Consider the following 18,449-nt stretch of genomic DNA (forward strand, 5'->3'; position numbering starts at 1 on the left):
AACAGGAGCCGCAGCGCGTCAGCGTCAGGCGGTCGACTTTCAGGGAGTAGGGCACAGAATGCGATTGATGACAGGGATTTTCGCCGCCGCTTTGATGGCAGCCACAAGTAGCTTTCCGGCGAAAGCCGCCGGCCCCGAGCTTTCCGACTGGGCAGCCGTCGAGAAGGCAGCAACCGGCCAGACGGTCTATTTCAACGCCTGGGGCGGCTCGGAAAACATCAACGCCTATCTCGAATGGGTGGGCGCCGAGATGCAGTCACGCTACGGGGTGAGCGTGGTGCAGGTGAAGCTCGAGGATACCGCAAGCGCGGTCGCCAAGGTGATCGCCGAGAAAGCCGCCGGCAAGAATGACGGCGGCTCGGTCGATCTCATCTGGATCAACGGCGAAAACTTCGTCTCGATGAAGCAGCAAGGGCTGCTCCTCACCCCCGGCTGGGCAAGCTCGCTGCCCAACTGGGCCTATGTCGATGTCGAAAACCAGCCGACCATCCTCACAGATTTCACCGAGCCGACAGAGGGCCTTGAAAGCCCCTGGGGTGGCGCGAAGATGGTTTTCTTCCATGACAGCGCGCGCACCGAAGCCTTCGCCATGCCGGACAACGCGACTGCGCTTCTCGATTGGGCGAAGAAGAACCCAGGCCGGTTTTCCTATCCCGCGCCACCGGATTTTACAGGCTCGTCCTTCCTGAAGCAGGTTTTGAGCGAGGTGATCGCCGACCCCTCCAAACTGGCGAAGCCGGTCAGCGAAGAGACTTTTAACGCTGATGTCGAGCCGCTCTTTGCCTATCTCGACCAGTTGCATCCGGCAGCCTGGCGTTCGGGCAAGACCTTCCCGCAGAACTATTCGGATATGAAACAGAAGCTGGCCGACGGCGAACTGGACATTATCTTCGCCTTCAATCCGTCGGAAGCCTCTGCCGGGATCAAGGCCGGCGAATTGCCCGAGACCGTGCGCTCCTTCACCTTCTCCGAAGGCACGCTCGGCAACACCCATTTCGTCGCCATTCCCTACAATGCCAATGCGAAGGAGGGGGCGCTGGTGACGGCGAACTTCCTCATCTCGCCTGAAGCGCAGCTTCGCAAGCAGGACCCGACTTATTGGGGTGATCCGACCGTTCTCGCCATGTCAAAACTGCCGGAGCCGGATCGTGCCGCCTTCAAAGCGCTCGACCTCGGCGCAGCCACCCTTGCGCCGGACAAGCTCGGCCCCGTGATTGCCGAGCCGCATGCGAGCTGGATGGAGCGCATCGAGGTCGAATGGCGCCGGCGCTACGCCAGCGGAAACTGAGCTGTGACAGCCCAGGCGACCGATCGCTCCTTTTTGAACGGAATGACCGCACTTCTTCCGAGGAGTGCGGTTGCCGTCACGCTTAGCCTTCTGGTCCTGCCGATCACTTTCGGGCTCCTCGGCACGTTGCTGCCGGCCTTAGGCTATCTGCCCGCACTCGGCGGACATGACCTCAGCCTGCAACCCTTTCGAGATCTTGCGGCGACACCGGGTCTGCCAACAGCGGCAGTCTTGAGTGTAGCAACCGGCCTCGCCGCCACCCTGATTTCTCTCGGCATCACGCTGATCTTCGTTGCGAGTTACGCCGGCACACCGACGCTGTCACGCCTGCAGCATCTGCTGTCGCCTCTCCTGGCCGTGCCCCATGCGGCGGCCGCTTTCGGGCTCGCCTTCCTGATCGCGCCATCGGGTTTCCTTATTCGCCTCGTCGCGCCTCTCTTTGGCATTGATCGGCCGCCGGACATTCTTATCCCCCATGACCCGATGGGGCTGACGATGATCGCGGGCCTCGTGATCAAGGAAACACCGTTCCTGTTTCTGGTCACGTTGGCGGCCCTGCCGCAGGTGGAGCTTTCCGCTGCGCGAAGGCTTGCAGCCTCCTTCGGTTATGGGCGTATTGCGGGCTTCGTCTACCTGCTCTGGCCGTCGCTTTACCGGCAGATCCGTTTTGCCGTCTATGCCGTCATCGCCTACTCGTCCTCGGTCGTGGATGTGGCGCTGATCCTTGGTCCCAACCTGCCCGGCACGCTCGCGACCCGGCTCGTCCAGTGGATGAACGATCCGGATCTGTCCGTGCGTTTCCTCGCCTCGGCCGGTGCCGTCCTGCAACTGGGCGTCACCCTGGCAGGATTGCTCTTGTGGTTGATGCTGGAGCGGGTCGCTGCGGTCCTGCTCCGCGCATCGCGGGACAGGGGATGGCGGTTCGTTCGCGACCAGTTGCTGCGCCGCGCGTCGATCCTGGTCGTCGGCCTGATCGGCGGAGCCGTCTTCGCAGGCCTCGCCATTCTGGCCATCTGGTCTGTCGCCGGTCTTTGGCAGTTTCCCGATATCCTGCCGCAGAGTTTTACGCCGAGGAGCTGGATGAGTGCCTTGCCGCGCATTGGCGATCCGCTCGTAACGACACTGGTGACAGGTCTCGCCTCGACGCTGCTGGCCATCCTGCTGACCGTCGGCTGCCTGGAGCGGGAGATTCAGACGGGACGCCACGTGAGCCAGAAGGCGCTGTTGATGCTCTACCTGCCGCTGATCGTGCCGCAGATCACCTTCGTTTTCGGCCTGCAGCTGCTTTTCATCGGTAGTGGTGGCGGCGATTACAGGCTGACAGCCCTCGTGCTCGTGCACCTGGTCTTTGTGCTGCCTTATGTCTTTCTCTCGCTCGCCGATCCCTGGCGCGCGCTCGATCGTCGCTACGAGATCATTGCGACAGCACTCGGCCGGTCACGGCTGTCGGTGCTCGTGTCGATCCGCTTGCCCATGCTGGTCCGTCCGATCCTGACAGCGCTTGCCCTTGGCTTTGCCGTCTCGGTTGGGCAGTATCTGCCAACCCTTCTGATCGGGGAGGGGCGGCTCTCGACCATCACCACGGAGGCCGTCGCTCTAGCCTCCGGCAACAACCGCCGTGTCATCGGAGTCTATGCCCTGCTGCAGACTGTCCTGCCTCTTCTCGCCTTTGCGCTCTTTGCGCTGATCCCCGCAGCGCTCCACCGCAACCGCCGGGATATGAGGGTTTGATGACGCTCCAGCGACAGCCGACCAATGGCCTCTCCCTCTCGAATGTGTTGATCCGTCTGGGTGATGTCAGCCTGATTGCGCTGACCGCGGACGTTCCTCCCGGTTCAGTCGTCACCGTCATGGGACCTTCGGGATCGGGCAAATCCACCTTGCTGTGCTTCATCGGCGGGTTTCTCGATCCTGTATTCGACGCCAAAGGGACCGTCTTTGTCGATGGTGTCGATCTCCTGTCGCTGGAGCCGCAAGCCCGTCGCGCCGGGATCCTGTTCCAGGACCCGCTGCTCTTCCCGCATATGTCTGTTGGCGCCAATGTCGCCTTCGCCATTCCGGCAGATGTGCGAGATCGCCGCCAACGCCGGCAGATCGCGGCAGACATTCTCGCCGACATGAACCTTGCAGATTTTGCGGATCGGGACCCGGCCACGCTCTCCGGCGGGCAAAAGGGCAGGGTGGCGCTTGCTCGCGTTCTCGTCTCCCGGCCGAGATTGCTGCTTCTCGACGAGCCCTTCTCCAAGCTCGATATGGAGTTGCGCGCCCAGATGCGAACCCTCGTGTTCGAGCGTGCAAGAACCGCCGGCCTGCCGGTCATTCTTGTCACCCATGACGAAGCGGATGCCGAGGCCGCTGGCGGTCCCGTTCATCGTATTGGCATGAAGGGAGCAGCTCATGACTGAGGCGAACGCGAAAATCCCGGTCGTGCTTCTCGGTGGTGGCCACGCCCATGTCGAGGTGGTGCGCCTGTTGGGGCAGATGGGTCTCGGCGCGCAGATCACGCTGGTTTCGCCATCGCGCTATGCGCCTTATTCCGGCATGCTTCCGGGCCATATCTCGGGGGAATACGGTTTCGACGATTTCCACATCGATCTGGCGACCTTGTGCGCGCGCGCTGGCGGCGCCTTTGCCGAAACCACGGCGACCGCTATCGACCCGGAACGCCGGGTGGTCTCAGTCGCGAGCGGCCAAAACCTCGGCTACGGGCTGCTCTCGATCGATATCGGCTCCACCCCTATACTGCCCGACGGCATATCGGCCGGCATCTCCGTAAAGCCGATCGCAAGCTTTGCCGATCGCCTTGCCCGGCTCGATGCGCTGGCCCCAGAAGGACGGCTCTCAACGATCGCGGTCGTAGGGCAGGGGGTGGCAGGCGTGGAGGTCGCCTTTGCGCTCAGACGCCGGTTTTCCGGACGAGACATCCGCATAATACTCGTCGGGCGGGCAGCGGAGCCGGTTCCGGAGCGCAGTCGGCGGGCGCGGCATTTGTTGGAGCGGGAATTGCGAAGGGCGGCCATCGCCCACCACCCCGCGTTCGATGTCGTCGCTTTCCACGACGCTGAGCTCGTCGCCCGCGACGGTCGGCGACTTGCTGTGAACGAGGTCATCTGGACGACGTCGAGCGGCGCCCCAGCCTTCTTGCGCAAGACCGGCCTTCTCCTCGACCGAAGCGGTTTCATTTGCGTGGACGAAACGTTGCGATCCCTGTCGCATCCGGATGTCTTCGCCGCCGGCGACGTCGCATCTCTGCCGAGCCCCCGTCCAAAGGCCGGCGTGTTTGCCGTGCGGCAAGGACCGGTTCTGGCCGAGAACATCCTCCGCAGCCTCTGCGGAGAAGCCCCGCTTTCTTATCAACCGCAACGGCAGTGGCTGGCACTGATCTCTCTCGCCGACGGGCGGGCCATTGCCGACAAGTGGAACATAGCCGTGGCCGGCCGCTGGGTGGCCAATTGGAAGCATCGCATCGACAGCCGCTTCATGCGGAAATATCAGGAGTGAAGCGACTTCGTTTTCGTTCCGACGTGATTCATCTATTCGCAGGTGGATAACGGGCAGGACGATCTCAACCATTCTGTTGCCGACGCTGAGCAGCAGGGGGAAAGCGCGGTGCTTCGACAAACTACTGTGCGGAGAGGATTATGCGGTTACCTGAAGCCCGGGCGCTATTTTATGGGACTCAGGCCCCGCAAAAGCCATCGAGCTGTCCGCCCCCCAATTGTCAGCCAGATGCCGTCCCGTCGAAGGTTTCGCGCATCGCCTTGAGGATCACGACCGCGGAGGCAGCGCCGGGGTCGATATGGCCAAGCGAGCGTTCGCCCAGTCTTGCGGCGCGACCACGAAGCGCGATCATGGATTGCGTTGCTTTGGCGCCCAATTCTCCCGCTTCGCAGGCCGAGGACCAAATGTGTCCGGGTTCGCCGGATCTCGCCTCCGCCGCATCGGCTGCCGGCATCCAGGCATCGAGCATGGTCTTGTCTCCGCGCATCCCTTTGCCCCGCTGCTGAATGCCGGTTGTGATGGCTCTCAGCATCGCGACCTGGCCAGCGGCATCGAGAGGTCGATGTGCGTTCATACGATCGGATGCATGGAGAAAGCCGGTCGCATAGAGCGGGCCCGTGGATGCGCCTACCGCATCGAGAAACGTGGTCGCAGCAGCCGACATGACTTCGGCGGCAGTCATGCTGTCGAGATCGCTCCGCGACAACTCACTCGCAACAGCGCTGAAGCCAAGCGACATCGTGATGCCGTGATCGGCGTCTCCGATCGCCTCATCAAGCTCGGTCAGGAAATCCTTCTCCTTGGCCATCGCATCGGAGATCTTGTTGAACATTCGGCTGAGTAAGCGCGCATCGTTTCCGTGCACCATTTCCCTCCAACTGTTGCACTGTGCCATTGAAAGCCCTGCCTTACCCTATTTTCAACGCCGCAGTGTCGCAGGGATGATGGAGCAGAGTAGTCAGATCGTCATCAAGATGAAGGATTGAGATCGAGGCGCCGACCATATCCAATGATGTGCAGTAGTGGCCAATCCAGTTTGCTTCGATCTCGATGCCCTTGGCCTTCAGCCTCTGCTCGACACGCCTGAACAGAATATAGAGCTCCATCAATGGCGTTGCACCGAAGGAGTTCACCAGCACGGCGACACGGCTGCCTGCGACCGCCCCCATCTCGTGAAATATGCGATCGATAATCTTGTCCGCAATCGCGTCGGCATTCTCGATCTTCTCGCGACTGACACCCCGTTCGCCATGGATGCCGATGCCGAACTCCATCTCGTCTTCCCCGATCTCGAAACTCGGACGGCGCGTCTGCGGCATAGAGCCGGCTTCGAGTGCGACACCCAGCGTGAATGTGCGGGAGTTGGCCTTGCGTGTCAGTGCTTCGCACGCGTCGAGCGAGTGACCGCGGTCGCAGGCTGCACCGGCGATCTTGAAGGTAAAGAAATTGCCGGCGACACCGCGTCGGCCGTCCCGGTCTTCCATGGAGGACGAGGCGACATCATCGGTGGTCAGGACCGTGCGCACCGCGATGCCCTCGGCCTCGGCCATTTCTGCCGCCATCTCAAAGTTCATGACGTCCCCGGCATAGTTGCCGTAGACGAAAAGCACACCGGCATCACCCGAAGCGGCCCGGGCGCAATGCAGGATCGGCATCGGCGGCGGGGAGGAAAAGACATTGCCGACGGCGACCGCATCCGCCAGCCCCTTTCCCACATAGCCGAGAAAGCAGGGTTCATGACCGGAGCCGCCGCCGATGACAAGACCGACCTTGCCGGGCCGCGGACCTTCCCTGGCAATCAACGCCCGGTTGGATTTTCCGGCGGGCATCAGATGTTTCTGATGCGCCCGCACGACGCCTTGCAGCATTTCCTCAACCACATGATCCGGATCATTGAGGAACTTCTTCACGCGATTGCGCGTCCGCGTCCCTGTCACTTGGGTAGACGGGCTTTCCGAGCGAGGGCGCTGCGCTAGCATCTGGTCGATCACGGTCACGCCGTCGGCATTCAGAATACCCCGTCCGGTCGCCGCATCGGTGATCAGCACGTTGACATAGCCGCCGCGCAGGGCAGCGAGGATCGCCGGCACCTTGTCGAATCCTCCGGCCGCAGCAACGCGGAGGCCGACCGATTTGAGCATGTCGAGTGACATGCCGATCAGGCGCTCGTCCAGCGGCCCTGCCACCGGACGCCCCTGGCCGTCGATGAAGCGGCCAGAGACGGCGCCGACGGCGCCCTTGGCGAGATAATCCTGCAGCGCCACGTCTTCGAAAAAGCCGCTTGTGTGAATGGTCGAATTCGGCCTCAGTGACGAGATGCCAAAAAGCGCCTTGTTGGCACGCGACAGCATGCCGAACTGATCGGCCACCAGCGGCTCTTCTAACAGAGCGTCACGCATCGTTCGAGACGAGAGGATGGCGGGGGCGGATATGTTGACGAGCCTGCCGCCAACGGCCCCGGCGACAGCCGCTGCGCAAAGCTCCGGCGTATAGGAAAAGCTTGCCCGTGTTCCGCCCGCCGCCTGAATGACCGTGACATCCTGCAATCCGGGAACATGGGCAGCTTCGCCGATCGCAAGCATTGTGCGCCCCCAGGAAACGGCGACCGTATCGCCCGACTTGATCAGACGCTGCAATGCCTGGCCGCCGGCAGCACCGATCCGTTCGATCAGCGATTTGCCGGTTTCTTCGCTGGGGACGACAAGACAGTCGACGAGCCCGAAATGCCGCTTGAGTTCGCGCGCGATGGTCAGTGACGCAAGCCGGGCGGGTTCGATGGCGATGTTGACGATGCCGCGCTCACGCGCCTCTGCGAGATAGTTGTTCACCGTGGCGCGCGACACACCCATCGTGGCAGCAATATCGCCTTGGGTAAGACCATCCTCGTAATAAAGCCAGCAGGCCCAGACGAGGGGGTCGTCGCCATATCTCAGAGACATGCCCTCGCGGGCGTGTTCGACATCGTTGGTGCCGATCATCGCATTGCCGGACTGCTGTGTCTTCACTGGTGTCAATCCGAAACGTGCTCCGACAGTCGATACGGGGCCGAGCTATCCGGACCGCCGGAATTTTTTAGGACAATTTATCGACGTTGGCTTCTTATTTCTGGAATTAAGCGGCGACCTGCCCGCAAAGGCAGGTCGCCCGGTCCTGGGAGGGGTTTGCTGAGTTCAGGGCGCCTGCAACTTGCCTGTCACGCCCTTCGCGATTTCCTTGAGGATCAAGGCGCATGACGTGGCACCGGCATCGAGAACGCCAAGCGAGCGTTCGCCGAGACGGCTGGCGCGCCCGATCTTCGCGACGAGGTCGATGGTGGAATCACGTCCGTTGTCGGCGGCTTCGGTCATCGCCGCCAGCGCGTCAGCAAAGGACTGTCCGCCTGCGACCGTGCTGTCGAACGCTTCGATGGCTGGCACGAACGCGTCGATCAGCGTCTTGTCGCCAACCTTGGCAGAACCGATCGACTGAATGCCGGCAAGGCCCATATGAAGCATTGTCGAGAAGAGGCGAGCGTCAACGACATCCTTTCCTTCGAGCGTTTCTGCGAACTCGGTGAACATCACGCCGTAAAGCGGACCCATAGAGCCGCCAATCTCCGTCATCAACACAGTGCCGAGCGTATCGAAGGCTTCGGCCAGCGACACGTCTTGGGTCTTGAGGCGCTCGGACGTCATGCCGAAGCCCTTGGCCATGTTGACGCCGTGGTCACCATCACCGATCTTGCCGTCGATCTCACTGAGATAGGCGCGGTTTTCGATGATGCGGTCGGCGATCGCAATCACGATATCGCCCGCGTGGGCATTGAGGAAAGTCTGCATCGCCAGGTCCTTAAAGCAGCATGGTGCAGCGCGTCTCGAGATCGAGAAGCGGCTTAGTTTCGTCGTCGAGCGCCATGACCGTCAGGGTCGCTCCCACCATTTCGAGCGACGTGAAATAGTTGCCGATGAAGGTCTTGTAGACCTTCAGGCCACGTGCGGAAATCTCGGTTTCGATCGTATCGTTGAGGATGTAGAGTTCGTTGAGCGGCGTCGCGCCGAGGCCTGACACGAGCACGGCGACTTCGACGCCGGCCGGCAGGTCATGATCGTCGAGCACGATCTTCACCATGTCCCTTGCAACGTCTTCGGCTTTTTTGAGCGGTTCGACCCGCACCCCAGGCTCGCCATGGTGGCCGATGCCGACTTCCATCGTGCCGGGCTCGATCTGGAAATTGGGATGGCCGACGGCGGGAAGTGTGCAGGGGCCAAGGCCGACCCCGATCGACCGGCAGTTGTCGATCGCCTTCTGCGCGACGGCGCGAACCTCCTCGAGCGAACCGCCCTGGCTGGCCTTGGCGCTGCCGATCTTCCACATGAAGATCTCACCGGCGACCCCGCGGCGCTTCTCCCGCTCGGACAGGGGAGCCGAGCAGACGTCGTCGTTGGCGACGACCGTCAAAACCTCGATTCCTTCCTTGGTGGCAAGCTTGGTTGCCATCTTCACGTTCATGTTGTCGCCGGCATAATTGCCGTAAAGGCACACCACTCCTGCGCCTCCATTCGCCTCGCGGAATGCGTCAGAGAAGCTCTTGGCCGTCGGCGAGGAGAAGAGTTCGCCAACGGCGACCGCATCCAGCATGTTCTTGCCGGTGTAGCCCATGAAGGCGGGTTCATGACCCGAACCGCCGCCGGTGACGATGCCGACCTTGCCTTTGACGGGGGCATTCTTCGCCACGACGACACGTGGGTTTTCCGCAAGCCGGACGATATCGGAATGGGCCTTGACGAAGCCCTTGACCGTATCTTCGACGACAAGATCAGGATTATTGACGAAACGCTGCATGGTTTGTCCTCAGAGAATTGTGTAACCGCCGTCGATCAGGAGATCCGCGCCGTTGATCATGTCCGCACCATTGGAGACAAGAAAGACTGCCGCTGCGGCGATTTCCTGCGGGTAGGCGAAACGGCCGATCGGGATACGCTTCTTCGCATTTTCACCCTTTTCGCCGGCCCAAGCCTTCTTTCCGAGTTCCGTCAGCACGACTGTTGGCGAAATGGTATTCACGCAGATACCGTATTTTCCCCACTCGGCCGCGAAGGTCTTCGACATGCCGATGACGCCGAATTTGGAGGCGCAGTAGGCGACGTGCTCCTCGATTGCGACGGTGCCCGCCTGCGAGGCGAGATTGACGATCTTGCCGCCCTTGCCAGCGGCGATCATCGCCCTTCCGACTGCCTGCGTGAAGAGAAAAGTGCCCTTCAGGTTGATGTCGATCGTCTTATCCCAGTAATCGAGCGACAGATCCTCGGCCGGAGCGAGGAAGACGACCCCCGCGCTGCTGACGGCTATATCGATGTGGCCGAAGGTGTCGAGGACGCCCGCGATCGCCTTCTCGACGGAAGATGCCTGCGAGACATCGCAGACGAAGGATTTCGATGCGCCACCGAGTTCGGCCGCTTTTGCTGCGGCCAGTTCGGCATTGAGGTCAAGCACGGCGACGGTCGCGCCCTTTTCGGTCAGCGCGTCGCAGACGGCAGCGCCGATGCCGGATGCGGCGCCGGTGACGACGGCAATCTTGCCGTTCAGGGGGAAATTCAGGTCGATCTGGGGAGCGGTATCACTCATGTCTTCAAGCCTTTGCGACGGAGACGGGAGGGGCGGCGGTCACCGCCCCTCCCTTGGATCGAAAACGAAAAGTATCAGTTACGGGACTCGAGCAGCTTGTCGGCGTTTTCTTTCGTGACAGGCGTCCAAGGCACGAGGTAGTCCTTCTCGGCGCCATCCGCCCACTTCATGTCCGGATACTGGGTCCAGATCTTCGATTCGGGCTTGTAGTCCTTGTTGGCGGCCTTGATGGCGACGTCGAGAGCGCCCTGAGCCTGGGCGTTGGCGTCCTGCAGGATGGAAGCCATCTCGCCGCGCTTCACCGAGTTGATCGCATCCGTCACGCCATCGACGCCGGCAATCGCGAAGTCTTCAACCTTAAGACCTGCAGCCTTGATTGCCTCGATCGCACCGAGTGCCATTTCGTCGTTCTGGCCGATGATGCCATTGATCTGGCCCGGATGGGATGTCAGCCAGTTTTCCATCAGGGTCTGAGCTTCGGCGCGCGACCAGTTGCCGGTCTGCTTTTCGAGAACCTTTACGTCCGGGCAGGCAGCGAGTGCCTTTTCATTGCCTTCCAGGCGCTGGATCTGGCCGGACTGGCCGATCGGGCCTTCGATGATGACGAGATTGCCCTTGCAGCCCATCTTGTCCAAGACTGCCTTGGCTTCGAGCTCGCCGGCTTCCACGTCGTTCGAGCCGACATAGGATGTGAGGAGATCGGAATTGACGCGGGCATTGGAGCCGACAACGGGGATGCCGGCATCATGGGCCATCTGCACAGCGGTCGCGCCGGCCTCGATATCCATCGGCACGAAGATGATCGCGTCGAATTTCTGTGTGATCATCGTGTTGAACTGTTCCTGCTGGACCAGCGCGTCATATCGGCCATCGAACACCGTGACATCGACCTTGCCGCTCTTGACGGCCGGATGTTCCTTCAGAGCCGCCGACCAGATCTGCATGAATTCAGCATTGAGACCATAGGTGGTCGCGCCAATCTTGAGCTTCTTGTCCTGCGCCATTGCGGGTGCCGAAAGCATCGCCGCACTGGCGACGAGAGCAAGCAAAAGTTTCTTCATTTTCTTCTCCTCCACGGAATGTCCGGTCGCCGTTTTGACGCGCGGTACATGTCGGACCGTTTCGCGATCCGAATTGTTCTGGGGTCAGGCCCCTTGATTGCGTTTTTGATCCAGCATGACCGCACCGACGATCAGCGCCCCTTTGAGGACCTGCTGGTAGTAAGATTCGATGCCGAGCAGATCGAGACCGTTGTTCATGACGCCGATAATGAGCGCGCCGATCAGGGTTCCCGTGACGCGACCGACACCACCCGAGAGGCTGGTACCGCCGATGACCACGGCCGCGATGGCGTCGAGCTCGTAGGCAACACCGGCCTGCGGCAGGCCGGAGCCCGTGCGAGCGGCAAGGATCATACCGGCAAGACCCGCAAGTGCTCCCGAGATGCAGTACACGGCGAACTTGATGCGGGTGACGTTGATGCCTGAAGTCACGGCGGCATGCGGGTTGCCGCCGACGGCGTAGATATAGCGGCCAAAGCGCGTGCGGTTGAGAACCCACCAAGAGGCAATGAAGACGACGGCGAGAACGACGACCGGCATCGGGATGCCGATAATGTTGCCGGTTCCAAGCCAGCGAAAATCCGGGATAAGCGCCGGGACAGGTCTGCCGCCGCCATAGATCAGCGTCATGCCGCGTGCCGCCGACAGCATGCCGAGGGTGGCAACGAAGGCGGGGACGGAGAAGCGCGAGACGATTACACCGACGACCATGCCGCATGCGAGACCGACGAGAATGCCCGCCGCGAACGCGACGAATGCCGGATAGGGGCCGCCCGCAACGCCGGCGGTCGCTGAAGTCGTCGCAAGGCTCGCGGCCACCATACCAGCGAGCGCTACGACCGAGCCGACGGAGAGGTCGATGCCCCGGGTCAGGATGACGAATGTCATGCCGATCGCCAGCACCCCATTGATAGATGTCTGTAGAAGCACGTTCGAGATATTGCCGGCGGTGAGGAAGTACTCGTTGGAGACCGACAGGATGAATGCCAGGAGCAGGAAGGCGAGAAAGATGCCGTATTCCTGGATGAGCAACTTGCGGTTATCCGAACCGAACCATGCGGCTGCCGGCTTGTTTTCTGTGGCGGACACTGTTCTTACCTCTTCCCATGCCGATCGAATCTTGAAAATGCGCGTCTGGCCCAGTGACCCGGGCCCGTCACGTAGAAAGGTGCACCAACGCCTGCGCGTCTGTCTCCGCGCGCGGATAGATGCCAGTCGAGCGACCGTTGCGCATGACGAGGATGCGGTCGGACATGCCCAGCACTTCGTCGATTTCCGATGAAATCATCACTACGGTTCCACCGGCCTCGGCGAATTCGCAGATGATGCGATAGATCTCGCGCTTGGCGCCGACATCGACGCCACGCGTCGGTTCATCGAGCAGAAGCACCTTGGGATTGAGCAGGAACCACTTGCCCAGGACGACCTTTTGCTGATTGCCGCCTGACAGGCCCGAGACCGGCATCGTGTCGCGGGCCGCCTTGATCGCAAATCTTTCGATCATGTTCCGGCTGGCAGCCTGCTCGCCGCGGCGACGCATGACGAAATTGGGGCTGAGTTCCGGCAGGCTGGCAAGCGCAATGTTGCCTCTGACGCTATCGGTCAGATTGAGCCCGGTCAGCTTGCGGTCCTCGGTAACGAAAGCGAGCCCGTGCTCCATCGCGTCAGCCGGCTTGCTGACCTTGACCGGCGCGCCATCGATCCTGATTTCGCCGCTATCGAGACGATCGAGACCAAAGATGCAGTTGAAAATTTCCGACCGGCCGGATCCCATAAGTCCGTAGATCCCGAAGATCTCACCCTTGCAAACCGAAAACGAAATGTCGTCGATCTTGCCGGCGGCTGTCAGCCCCGTAACCTGTAGGCCATCCGTTTCCGTCGGCGTGTTGGTCTTGATATATTCCTCGCCCAGTTCCCGACCGACGATCATCTTGATCAGGCTCGGCCTGTCGATATCAGCCAAGTCACCCGAGCCGATATAGGAGCCGTCGCGGAACACCGTGTAGGCATCCGCGATCTGGAAGATTTCTGACAGGCGGTGCGAGACGTAGACGATACCCTTGCCGGCGGCCTTCAGCCGTTCGATCGTTTTGAAGAGCTGCTGCGCTTCCTTTTCGCCGATTGCCGATGTCGGCTCGTCCATGAAGATGACTTCCGCATCGTGGCTGAGCGCCTTGGCGATCTCGACCAGTTGCATCTGCGCAACCGAAAGGTTCATCATGAACTGAGTGGGACGGATCTGGAATTCGAGCTGATCCAGCAACCGCTGGGCGTTACGGTTCATCGTCTTGAAGTCGACGCCGCCGAAGCGCCCGGAGGGTTCGCGACCAAGATAGATGTTTTCCGCCACGGTCATATGAGGGACAGGGCTCAGTTCCTGTTCGATGATCGCGATACCGGAGGCGAGCGCTTCGGCTGGGCCTGAAAAATCGACGTCCTGACCGCGACGGCGAATGGAGCCGGCATCACGCTTGTAAATGCCCATGAGGATTTTGAGGAAGGTCGACTTTCCGGCGCCGTTGCCGCCACACAGCGCGTGCACCGAGCCCGGCTTCAGCTGAAAGCGACCCTCACGCAATGCGGCAACGCCGCCGAAGGACTTCTTCAGTCCTTCCACCTCAAGCAGATATTCCACGCTAATTTCCTCCGATGATCCTTCCGCTCGATGAGCGTCGGACCAATCACTGTCAGGGTTAACCGCCCTCCAGCGGCCAGCACGTGACATTTGTCAGATAGTTTTCGACAAATGTCAACATGCCTTCATTGTAGGCTGAAGGTGTCCCTATGGTGAGCAAAAATCCTGTTTTTATCGTTTTAAAACAGACGGATGGACTGCTTGGTGGGGAGAGCGAGACCTTGGGGGCGAAGGGGCGATACGCGCAAGAAAGAAGCGATAGCTGCTGAAAATCTCACCAAACAGCACTTTTCTTTTTCAAACCGGTCGCTATTCCTAGGTCAACCGATGCGCCGAATTTGGCGCCCATCGAGCAAAAGGATCCGATGATGAAAGCCTTGGTACTGGAAGAAAAGGGCGTTCTCGCCCTTCGAGACATTGACCTGCCGCTGGCGGTCGGAGCTTCGGAACTGAAGATCAAGATTCACACGGTTGGCGTCTGCGGCAGCGACGTACACTACTACACGCACGGCGCAATCGGACCGTACGTGCTGCGTGAGCCAATGGTTCTGGGACATGAGGCCGCAGGCACGGTGATCGAGGTCGGCTCGGCCGTTTCCGGTTTCAAGGTTGGAGACCGGGTGTGCATGGAACCGGGAATACCGGACCTCTCGTCGCGCGCATCCAAGCTCGGCATCTATAACGTCGATCCCAGCGTCCGGTTCTGGGCAACGCCGCCGATCCATGGCGTTTTGACATCCGAAGTCGTCCATCCCGCGGCGTTCACCTACAAGCTTCCCGACAACGTGTCCTTCGCCGAAGGCGCGATGGTGGAGCCATTTGCCATTGGCATGCAGGCTGCAGCGCGTGCCCGCATCGCCCCCGGCGATGTTGCGGCGGTGATCGGAAGCGGCCCGATCGGGATCATGGTCGCTCTGGCGGCGCTCGCTGGTGGGTGCAGCCGCGTGTTCATTTCCGATTTCAGCGCACCGAAACTCGCCATCGCTGCCCAGTATTCCGGTATCACCCCTGTCAATATCGGGGAGGAAAGCTTCGCCGAGGTCATCGCACGGGAAACCGACGGCTGGGGCGCCGATGTTGTTTTCGAAGCCAGCGGCAGCCCGAAGGCCTATGACGGGATATTCGACCTCGTTCGCCCGGGTGGAGCTATCGTGATGGTCGGCCTGCCGGTGGACAAGGTTTCGTTCGACGTGGCAGGCGCGATCTCGAAGGAAATCCGGATAGAGACGGTCTTCCGCTACGCCAATATCTTCGACCGGGCGCTGCAGCTGATTGCATCCGGCAAGGTGGACCTTAATCCGCTGATCACCGAGACTTTCGATTTCGACAAGAGCATTGAGGCCTTCGAGAGGGCAGCAGCCGGCAACCCGTCAGACGTCAAGCTGCAGATCCTTCTGGGTGATGCCGCGGTTTAGGATAATCCGATCAGTTCTGAAGGCCGGTGGCCGGGAAAGCATGGGATCGTCACGCGAGATCATGCCGTCCCGGCTGCGGCTTTTGCGATGTGTCGGTAGGACCACCGGGACAGCCCAACGATAGACCTGTCTCTTCGATGCCAACTGATCTTGAGTCCGGAGGCCGGCCTTAAAGCCGACCTCCGGTTTTGTTACTTGCCCGAGGCCTGGGCAGAGTACATGTAGCTGTCATAGCTGTATTCGGCGACGCGGAACCACTCGAAGGACTCGTCCCTGAACTTCTTCCAGCCTGGATAGATCTTTGCCCATGCCGGATGCTTGGCGCTATATTCCGCGTAGAGTTCGAACGTCGTCTTGTAGGCGGCATCCATGACATCGCGTGGCAGCGGTCGCAGTTTGACGCCCTTGCCGACAAGCGAGCGGATCGCTGCAGTGTTCTTCACATCGTAGAGTGCCTGCATGTTGATGTTCGCCGCCTTGCAGGCGGCATCGAGTGCGGCCTTGTAGGCGGGAGGCAGACCCTCATACTGTGCCTTATTGATGAAGAAGTGGATCGTCAGACCACCTTCCCAATAGGCCGGGTAGTAGTAGTTCGGCGCAATCTGGTAGAAGCCGAGGCGTTCGTCGTCATAGGGACCGATCCACTCGGCCGCGTCGATTGTTCCGCGCTCGAGAGCCGGATAGATATCGCCCCCCGGTAGCTGCTGCGGCACCACGCCGAGCCGAGACATCACTTCGCCGGCGACACCGGCGATGCGCATCTTGACGCCCTTGAGGTCGGCGACGCCCTTAATCTCCTTGCGGAACCATCCACCCATCTGGGCACCGGTGGCCCCGCCGGGGATGCCAACCACGCCATAGGCAGAGAGAAACTCGTTATAAGCCTCATTGCCGCCGCCGTGGTAAAGCCAGGCGTTCTGCTGACGACCATTGAGACCGAAGGGGATGGTCGAGCCGATCGCAAATGTCGGATCCTTGCCGGTGAAATAGTATCCGCAGGTATGAGCGATTTCGACGGTGTTCGCCTTCACCGCATCGATCGCCTGCGGTCCGGGTACGAGTTCGCCGGCCTGAAACACCTGAATTTGGAATTTCCCGTCGGTGATCTTCGACAGTGTCTCCGCCATGACGGTTGCGCCGCCGTAAATCGTGTCGAGATTGTTCGGGAAGCCCGATGTCAGGCGCCATTTGATGCTTGGCAGTTCTTGGGCAACCGCCGGTGCGGCGAGTGCGGTCGCGGCGACTGTTGCAGCCCCTCCGACTGCACCTTTCGTCAGGAAATTGCGTCTGTTGATGGTTTCCGTCATTGCGTTTCCTCCTCCTCAGGTTCGGCAGTATCGAACGCACGCTGTGCGATCAAAGCGTGTGTCTAGTTTTTCGGTGCGCCGAAGCTTGGCGTCGGGGAACCGAAATCTGGTGCAGGGATATCGACGGCCGGGGCGGCGGGATCGCCGGAAGACTGCTCCGGTGCGCCGAAAGGCTGGGTCGGTGTTCCAAACGGGTTAGCGCCATCGGCACCCGGCATCGGTACGTTGAGCTCAATCGTCGATGGATCGACGACGGCAGATCCTGATTTGTAGTGAGTAACGAGACCCGGAAAGACGATGACGACGACGACCATGACGAGCTGGATCGCCAGGTAGGGCAGGGAGCCCATGTAGATCTGGCCGGATGTGACCGGCTGGATTGTCGCACCGGTGATGCGATCCTTGTAGGCCCTCGTCGGAGCGACGGAGCGCAGGTAAAATAGCGAGAACCCGAACGGCGGATGCATGAACGAGGTCTGCATGTTGATTGCCAGCATCACGCCGAACCAAATCAGGTCGATGCCGAGCGCATCGGCAACCGGTGCCAGCAGCGGGATGATGATGAAGGCCAGCTCGAAATAATCGAGAAAAAAGGCCAGGAAGAATACGAGCAGATTGGCAACGATCAGGAACCCGATCTCGCCGCCCGGGATCGACGTCATCAGGTGCTCGACCCAGACGTGACCGTCAACACCGTAGAAGGTCAGCGAAAACACGCGCGCGCCGAGCAAGATGAAGATCACGAAGGAGGACAGTTTCGCTGTCGCGTAAAGGGCCGACTTCACCATCGCCAGCGTAAGCTTGCGATTGAAGGCTGCAAGAAGCAGAGCACCGACTGCGCCCATCGCGCCGCCTTCGGTCGGCGTCGCAAGGCCGATAAAGATTGTGCCGAGAACGAGGAAGATCAGCACGAGCGGCGGCACGAGCGAGGTGATGACCTTGGCCACAAGCTTCCAGCCACGAAGCGATCGCGCCTCGATGGGAAGAGCCGGCACGCTTGCCGGACGCAGGAAAGACATCAGGATGATGTAGCCGGTATAGGCAGCAACCAGCATGAGACCGGGCACGAGTGCGCCCTTGTACATGTCGCCGACCGAGCGGCCGAGCTGGTCGGCCAGAATGATCAGCACGAGGCTGGGCGGAATAATCTGGGCAAGCGTTCCCGACGCTGCGATCGTGCCGGCCGCGACCCGTCGGTCGTAACCATATCGCAGCATGATCGGCAGCGAGATCAGGCCCATCGAGATGACGGAGGCCGCAACGACGCCTGTGGTGGCTGCAAGGATGGCGCCCACGAAGATGACCGCGAAGGCGAGCCCGCCGCGGATCGGGCCGAACAGCTGGCCGATCGTATCGAGCAGATCCTCGGCCATTCCGCTTCGTTCGAGAATCAGCCCCATGAAGGTGAAGAAAGGAATGGCGAGCAGCGTCTCGTTCGACATCTGCCCGAAGATGCGGTCAGGGATCGCTCCGAACAGGTTGATGGGCAAAAGGCCCATTTCGATGCCGATGAAACCGAAGACAAAGCCGACAAAGGCGAGTGCGAAGGCAACCGGATAACCAAGCAGCAACACGACGATCAGTGATAGAAACATGATCGGCGCGAGATTTTCCGCAAAGAATGCAAACATATGAGCG

15 protein-coding genes are annotated in these 18,449 nt (G+C 60.8%); 5 read left to right on the top strand and 10 right to left on the bottom strand.

Translation table 11 applies throughout. The annotated features are described in order from the left end of the window. The first annotated feature begins 58 nt into the window (after window positions 1-58). Genes ACQY1K_RS17670 through ACQY1K_RS17685 form a run of 4 tightly spaced genes read left to right on the top strand, consistent with a single transcriptional unit; the run spans window position 59 to window position 4,789 of the window. Window positions 59-1,288 (top strand): ABC transporter substrate-binding protein, encoded by a 1,230-nt coding sequence (locus ACQY1K_RS17670; RefSeq protein WP_430259954.1) that lies wholly within the window; start codon window positions 59-61, stop codon window positions 1,286-1,288. Window positions 1,289-1,330: 42 nt separating this feature from the next. Then, window positions 1,331-3,019 carry an ABC transporter permease gene (locus ACQY1K_RS17675; RefSeq protein ID WP_430260575.1) on the top strand — a complete coding sequence of 563 codons (1,689 nt, stop codon included), beginning with the start codon at window positions 1,331-1,333 and terminating at the stop codon, window positions 3,017-3,019. After that, window positions 3,019-3,693: an ATP-binding cassette domain-containing protein gene (locus ACQY1K_RS17680; protein WP_430259956.1), complete on the top strand. Its 675-nt coding sequence runs from the start codon at window positions 3,019-3,021 to the stop codon at window positions 3,691-3,693. Before ACQY1K_RS17675 ends, ACQY1K_RS17680 begins: the two co-directional genes overlap by 1 nt. After that, on the top strand, window positions 3,686-4,789 hold the full coding sequence (locus tag ACQY1K_RS17685) for an FAD-dependent oxidoreductase (RefSeq protein ID WP_209899624.1): 1,104 nt from the start codon (window positions 3,686-3,688) through the stop codon (window positions 4,787-4,789). The genes ACQY1K_RS17680 and ACQY1K_RS17685 overlap by 8 nt, the downstream gene beginning before the upstream one ends. 220 nt (window positions 4,790-5,009) lie before the next feature. Here the strand turns inward: ACQY1K_RS17685 and dhaL (ACQY1K_RS17690) are convergent, their stop codons facing one another. The 8 genes from dhaL (ACQY1K_RS17690) to ACQY1K_RS17725 form a co-directional block, all read right to left on the bottom strand. Then, window positions 5,010-5,654 (bottom strand): dihydroxyacetone kinase subunit DhaL, encoded by a 645-nt coding sequence (gene dhaL / locus ACQY1K_RS17690; RefSeq protein ID WP_430260577.1) that lies wholly within the window; start codon window positions 5,652-5,654, stop codon window positions 5,010-5,012. Window positions 5,655-5,697: 43 nt separating this feature from the next. Further along, complete coding sequence (locus ACQY1K_RS17695) at window positions 5,698-7,767, bottom strand: bifunctional sugar-binding transcriptional regulator/dihydroxyacetone kinase subunit DhaK (protein WP_244508867.1); 2,070 nt, start codon at window positions 7,765-7,767, stop codon at window positions 5,698-5,700. A 192-nt stretch (window positions 7,768-7,959) separates the two neighbouring features. Next, entirely contained in the window at window positions 7,960-8,607 is a 648-nt protein-coding gene (gene dhaL / locus ACQY1K_RS17700; protein ID WP_092663311.1) for a dihydroxyacetone kinase subunit DhaL, read from the bottom strand. Between the two features lie 10 nt (window positions 8,608-8,617). Beyond that, the gene (locus ACQY1K_RS17705) at window positions 8,618-9,610 is read right to left on the bottom strand and encodes a dihydroxyacetone kinase subunit DhaK (protein ID WP_062578282.1); all 993 of its coding nucleotides are present in this window, start codon (window positions 9,608-9,610) and stop codon (window positions 8,618-8,620) included. 9 nt (window positions 9,611-9,619) lie between these two features. Beyond that, window positions 9,620-10,393 (bottom strand): SDR family oxidoreductase, encoded by a 774-nt coding sequence (locus ACQY1K_RS17710; RefSeq protein ID WP_062578280.1) that lies wholly within the window; start codon window positions 10,391-10,393, stop codon window positions 9,620-9,622. Between the two features lie 74 nt (window positions 10,394-10,467). Next, a complete protein-coding gene (locus ACQY1K_RS17715; RefSeq protein WP_062578278.1) occupies window positions 10,468-11,454 on the bottom strand; it encodes a substrate-binding domain-containing protein in 987 nt (328 codons plus the stop codon). An 84-nt stretch (window positions 11,455-11,538) separates the two neighbouring features. Next, entirely contained in the window at window positions 11,539-12,543 is a 1,005-nt protein-coding gene (locus ACQY1K_RS17720) for an ABC transporter permease (RefSeq protein ID WP_062578276.1), read from the bottom strand. A 67-nt stretch (window positions 12,544-12,610) separates the two neighbouring features. Then, entirely contained in the window at window positions 12,611-14,089 is a 1,479-nt protein-coding gene (locus tag ACQY1K_RS17725; protein ID WP_430259959.1) for a sugar ABC transporter ATP-binding protein, read from the bottom strand. 368 nt (window positions 14,090-14,457) lie between these two features. Here ACQY1K_RS17725 and ACQY1K_RS17730 point away from each other — a divergent pair, with 368 nt between their 5' ends. Beyond that, the gene (locus tag ACQY1K_RS17730; protein WP_200943516.1) at window positions 14,458-15,504 is read left to right on the top strand and encodes an NAD(P)-dependent alcohol dehydrogenase; all 1,047 of its coding nucleotides are present in this window, start codon (window positions 14,458-14,460) and stop codon (window positions 15,502-15,504) included. 191 nt (window positions 15,505-15,695) lie between these two features. Here the strand turns inward: ACQY1K_RS17730 and ACQY1K_RS17735 are convergent, their stop codons facing one another. Both ACQY1K_RS17735 and ACQY1K_RS17740 read right to left on the bottom strand, forming a co-directional pair. After that, a complete protein-coding gene (locus tag ACQY1K_RS17735) occupies window positions 15,696-16,811 on the bottom strand; it encodes a TRAP transporter substrate-binding protein (protein WP_062578270.1) in 1,116 nt (371 codons plus the stop codon). A gap of 62 nt (window positions 16,812-16,873) precedes the next feature. Further along, window positions 16,874-18,442, bottom strand: coding sequence for a TRAP transporter large permease (locus ACQY1K_RS17740; RefSeq protein ID WP_062459274.1), 1,569 nt, complete (start codon window positions 18,440-18,442; stop codon window positions 16,874-16,876). Window positions 18,443-18,449 lie beyond the last annotated feature (7 nt).

The organism is Neorhizobium sp. IRS_2294, from assembly GCF_050500145.1.
Lineage (GTDB): Bacteria > Pseudomonadota > Alphaproteobacteria > Rhizobiales > Rhizobiaceae > Neorhizobium > Neorhizobium soli.

What these genes read in the sequence shown, in the direction of transcription:
- ACQY1K_RS17710 (WP_062578280.1), bottom strand. Translation starts at nt 10,393, where the DNA reads ATGAGTGATACCGCTCCCCAGATCGACCTGAATTTCCCCCTGAACGGC.
- ACQY1K_RS17705 (WP_062578282.1), bottom strand. Translation starts at nt 9,610, where the DNA reads ATGCAGCGTTTCGTCAATAATCCTGATCTTGTCGTCGAAGATACGGTC.
- ACQY1K_RS17675 (WP_430260575.1), top strand. Translation starts at nt 1,331, where the DNA reads ATGACCGCACTTCTTCCGAGGAGTGCGGTTGCCGTCACGCTTAGCCTT.
- dhaL (WP_092663311.1), bottom strand. Translation starts at nt 8,607, where the DNA reads ATGCAGACTTTCCTCAATGCCCACGCGGGCGATATCGTGATTGCGATC.
- ACQY1K_RS17730 (WP_200943516.1), top strand. Translation starts at nt 14,458, where the DNA reads ATGAAAGCCTTGGTACTGGAAGAAAAGGGCGTTCTCGCCCTTCGAGAC.
- ACQY1K_RS17715 (WP_062578278.1), bottom strand. Translation starts at nt 11,454, where the DNA reads ATGAAGAAACTTTTGCTTGCTCTCGTCGCCAGTGCGGCGATGCTTTCG.
- ACQY1K_RS17735 (WP_062578270.1), bottom strand. Translation starts at nt 16,811, where the DNA reads ATGACGGAAACCATCAACAGACGCAATTTCCTGACGAAAGGTGCAGTC.
- ACQY1K_RS17695 (WP_244508867.1), bottom strand. Translation starts at nt 7,767, where the DNA reads ATGATCGGCACCAACGATGTCGAACACGCCCGCGAGGGCATGTCTCTG.
- ACQY1K_RS17685 (WP_209899624.1), top strand. Translation starts at nt 3,686, where the DNA reads ATGACTGAGGCGAACGCGAAAATCCCGGTCGTGCTTCTCGGTGGTGGC.
- ACQY1K_RS17670 (WP_430259954.1), top strand. Translation starts at nt 59, where the DNA reads ATGCGATTGATGACAGGGATTTTCGCCGCCGCTTTGATGGCAGCCACA.
- ACQY1K_RS17680 (WP_430259956.1), top strand. Translation starts at nt 3,019, where the DNA reads ATGACGCTCCAGCGACAGCCGACCAATGGCCTCTCCCTCTCGAATGTG.
- ACQY1K_RS17740 (WP_062459274.1), bottom strand. Translation starts at nt 18,442, where the DNA reads ATGTTTGCATTCTTTGCGGAAAATCTCGCGCCGATCATGTTTCTATCA.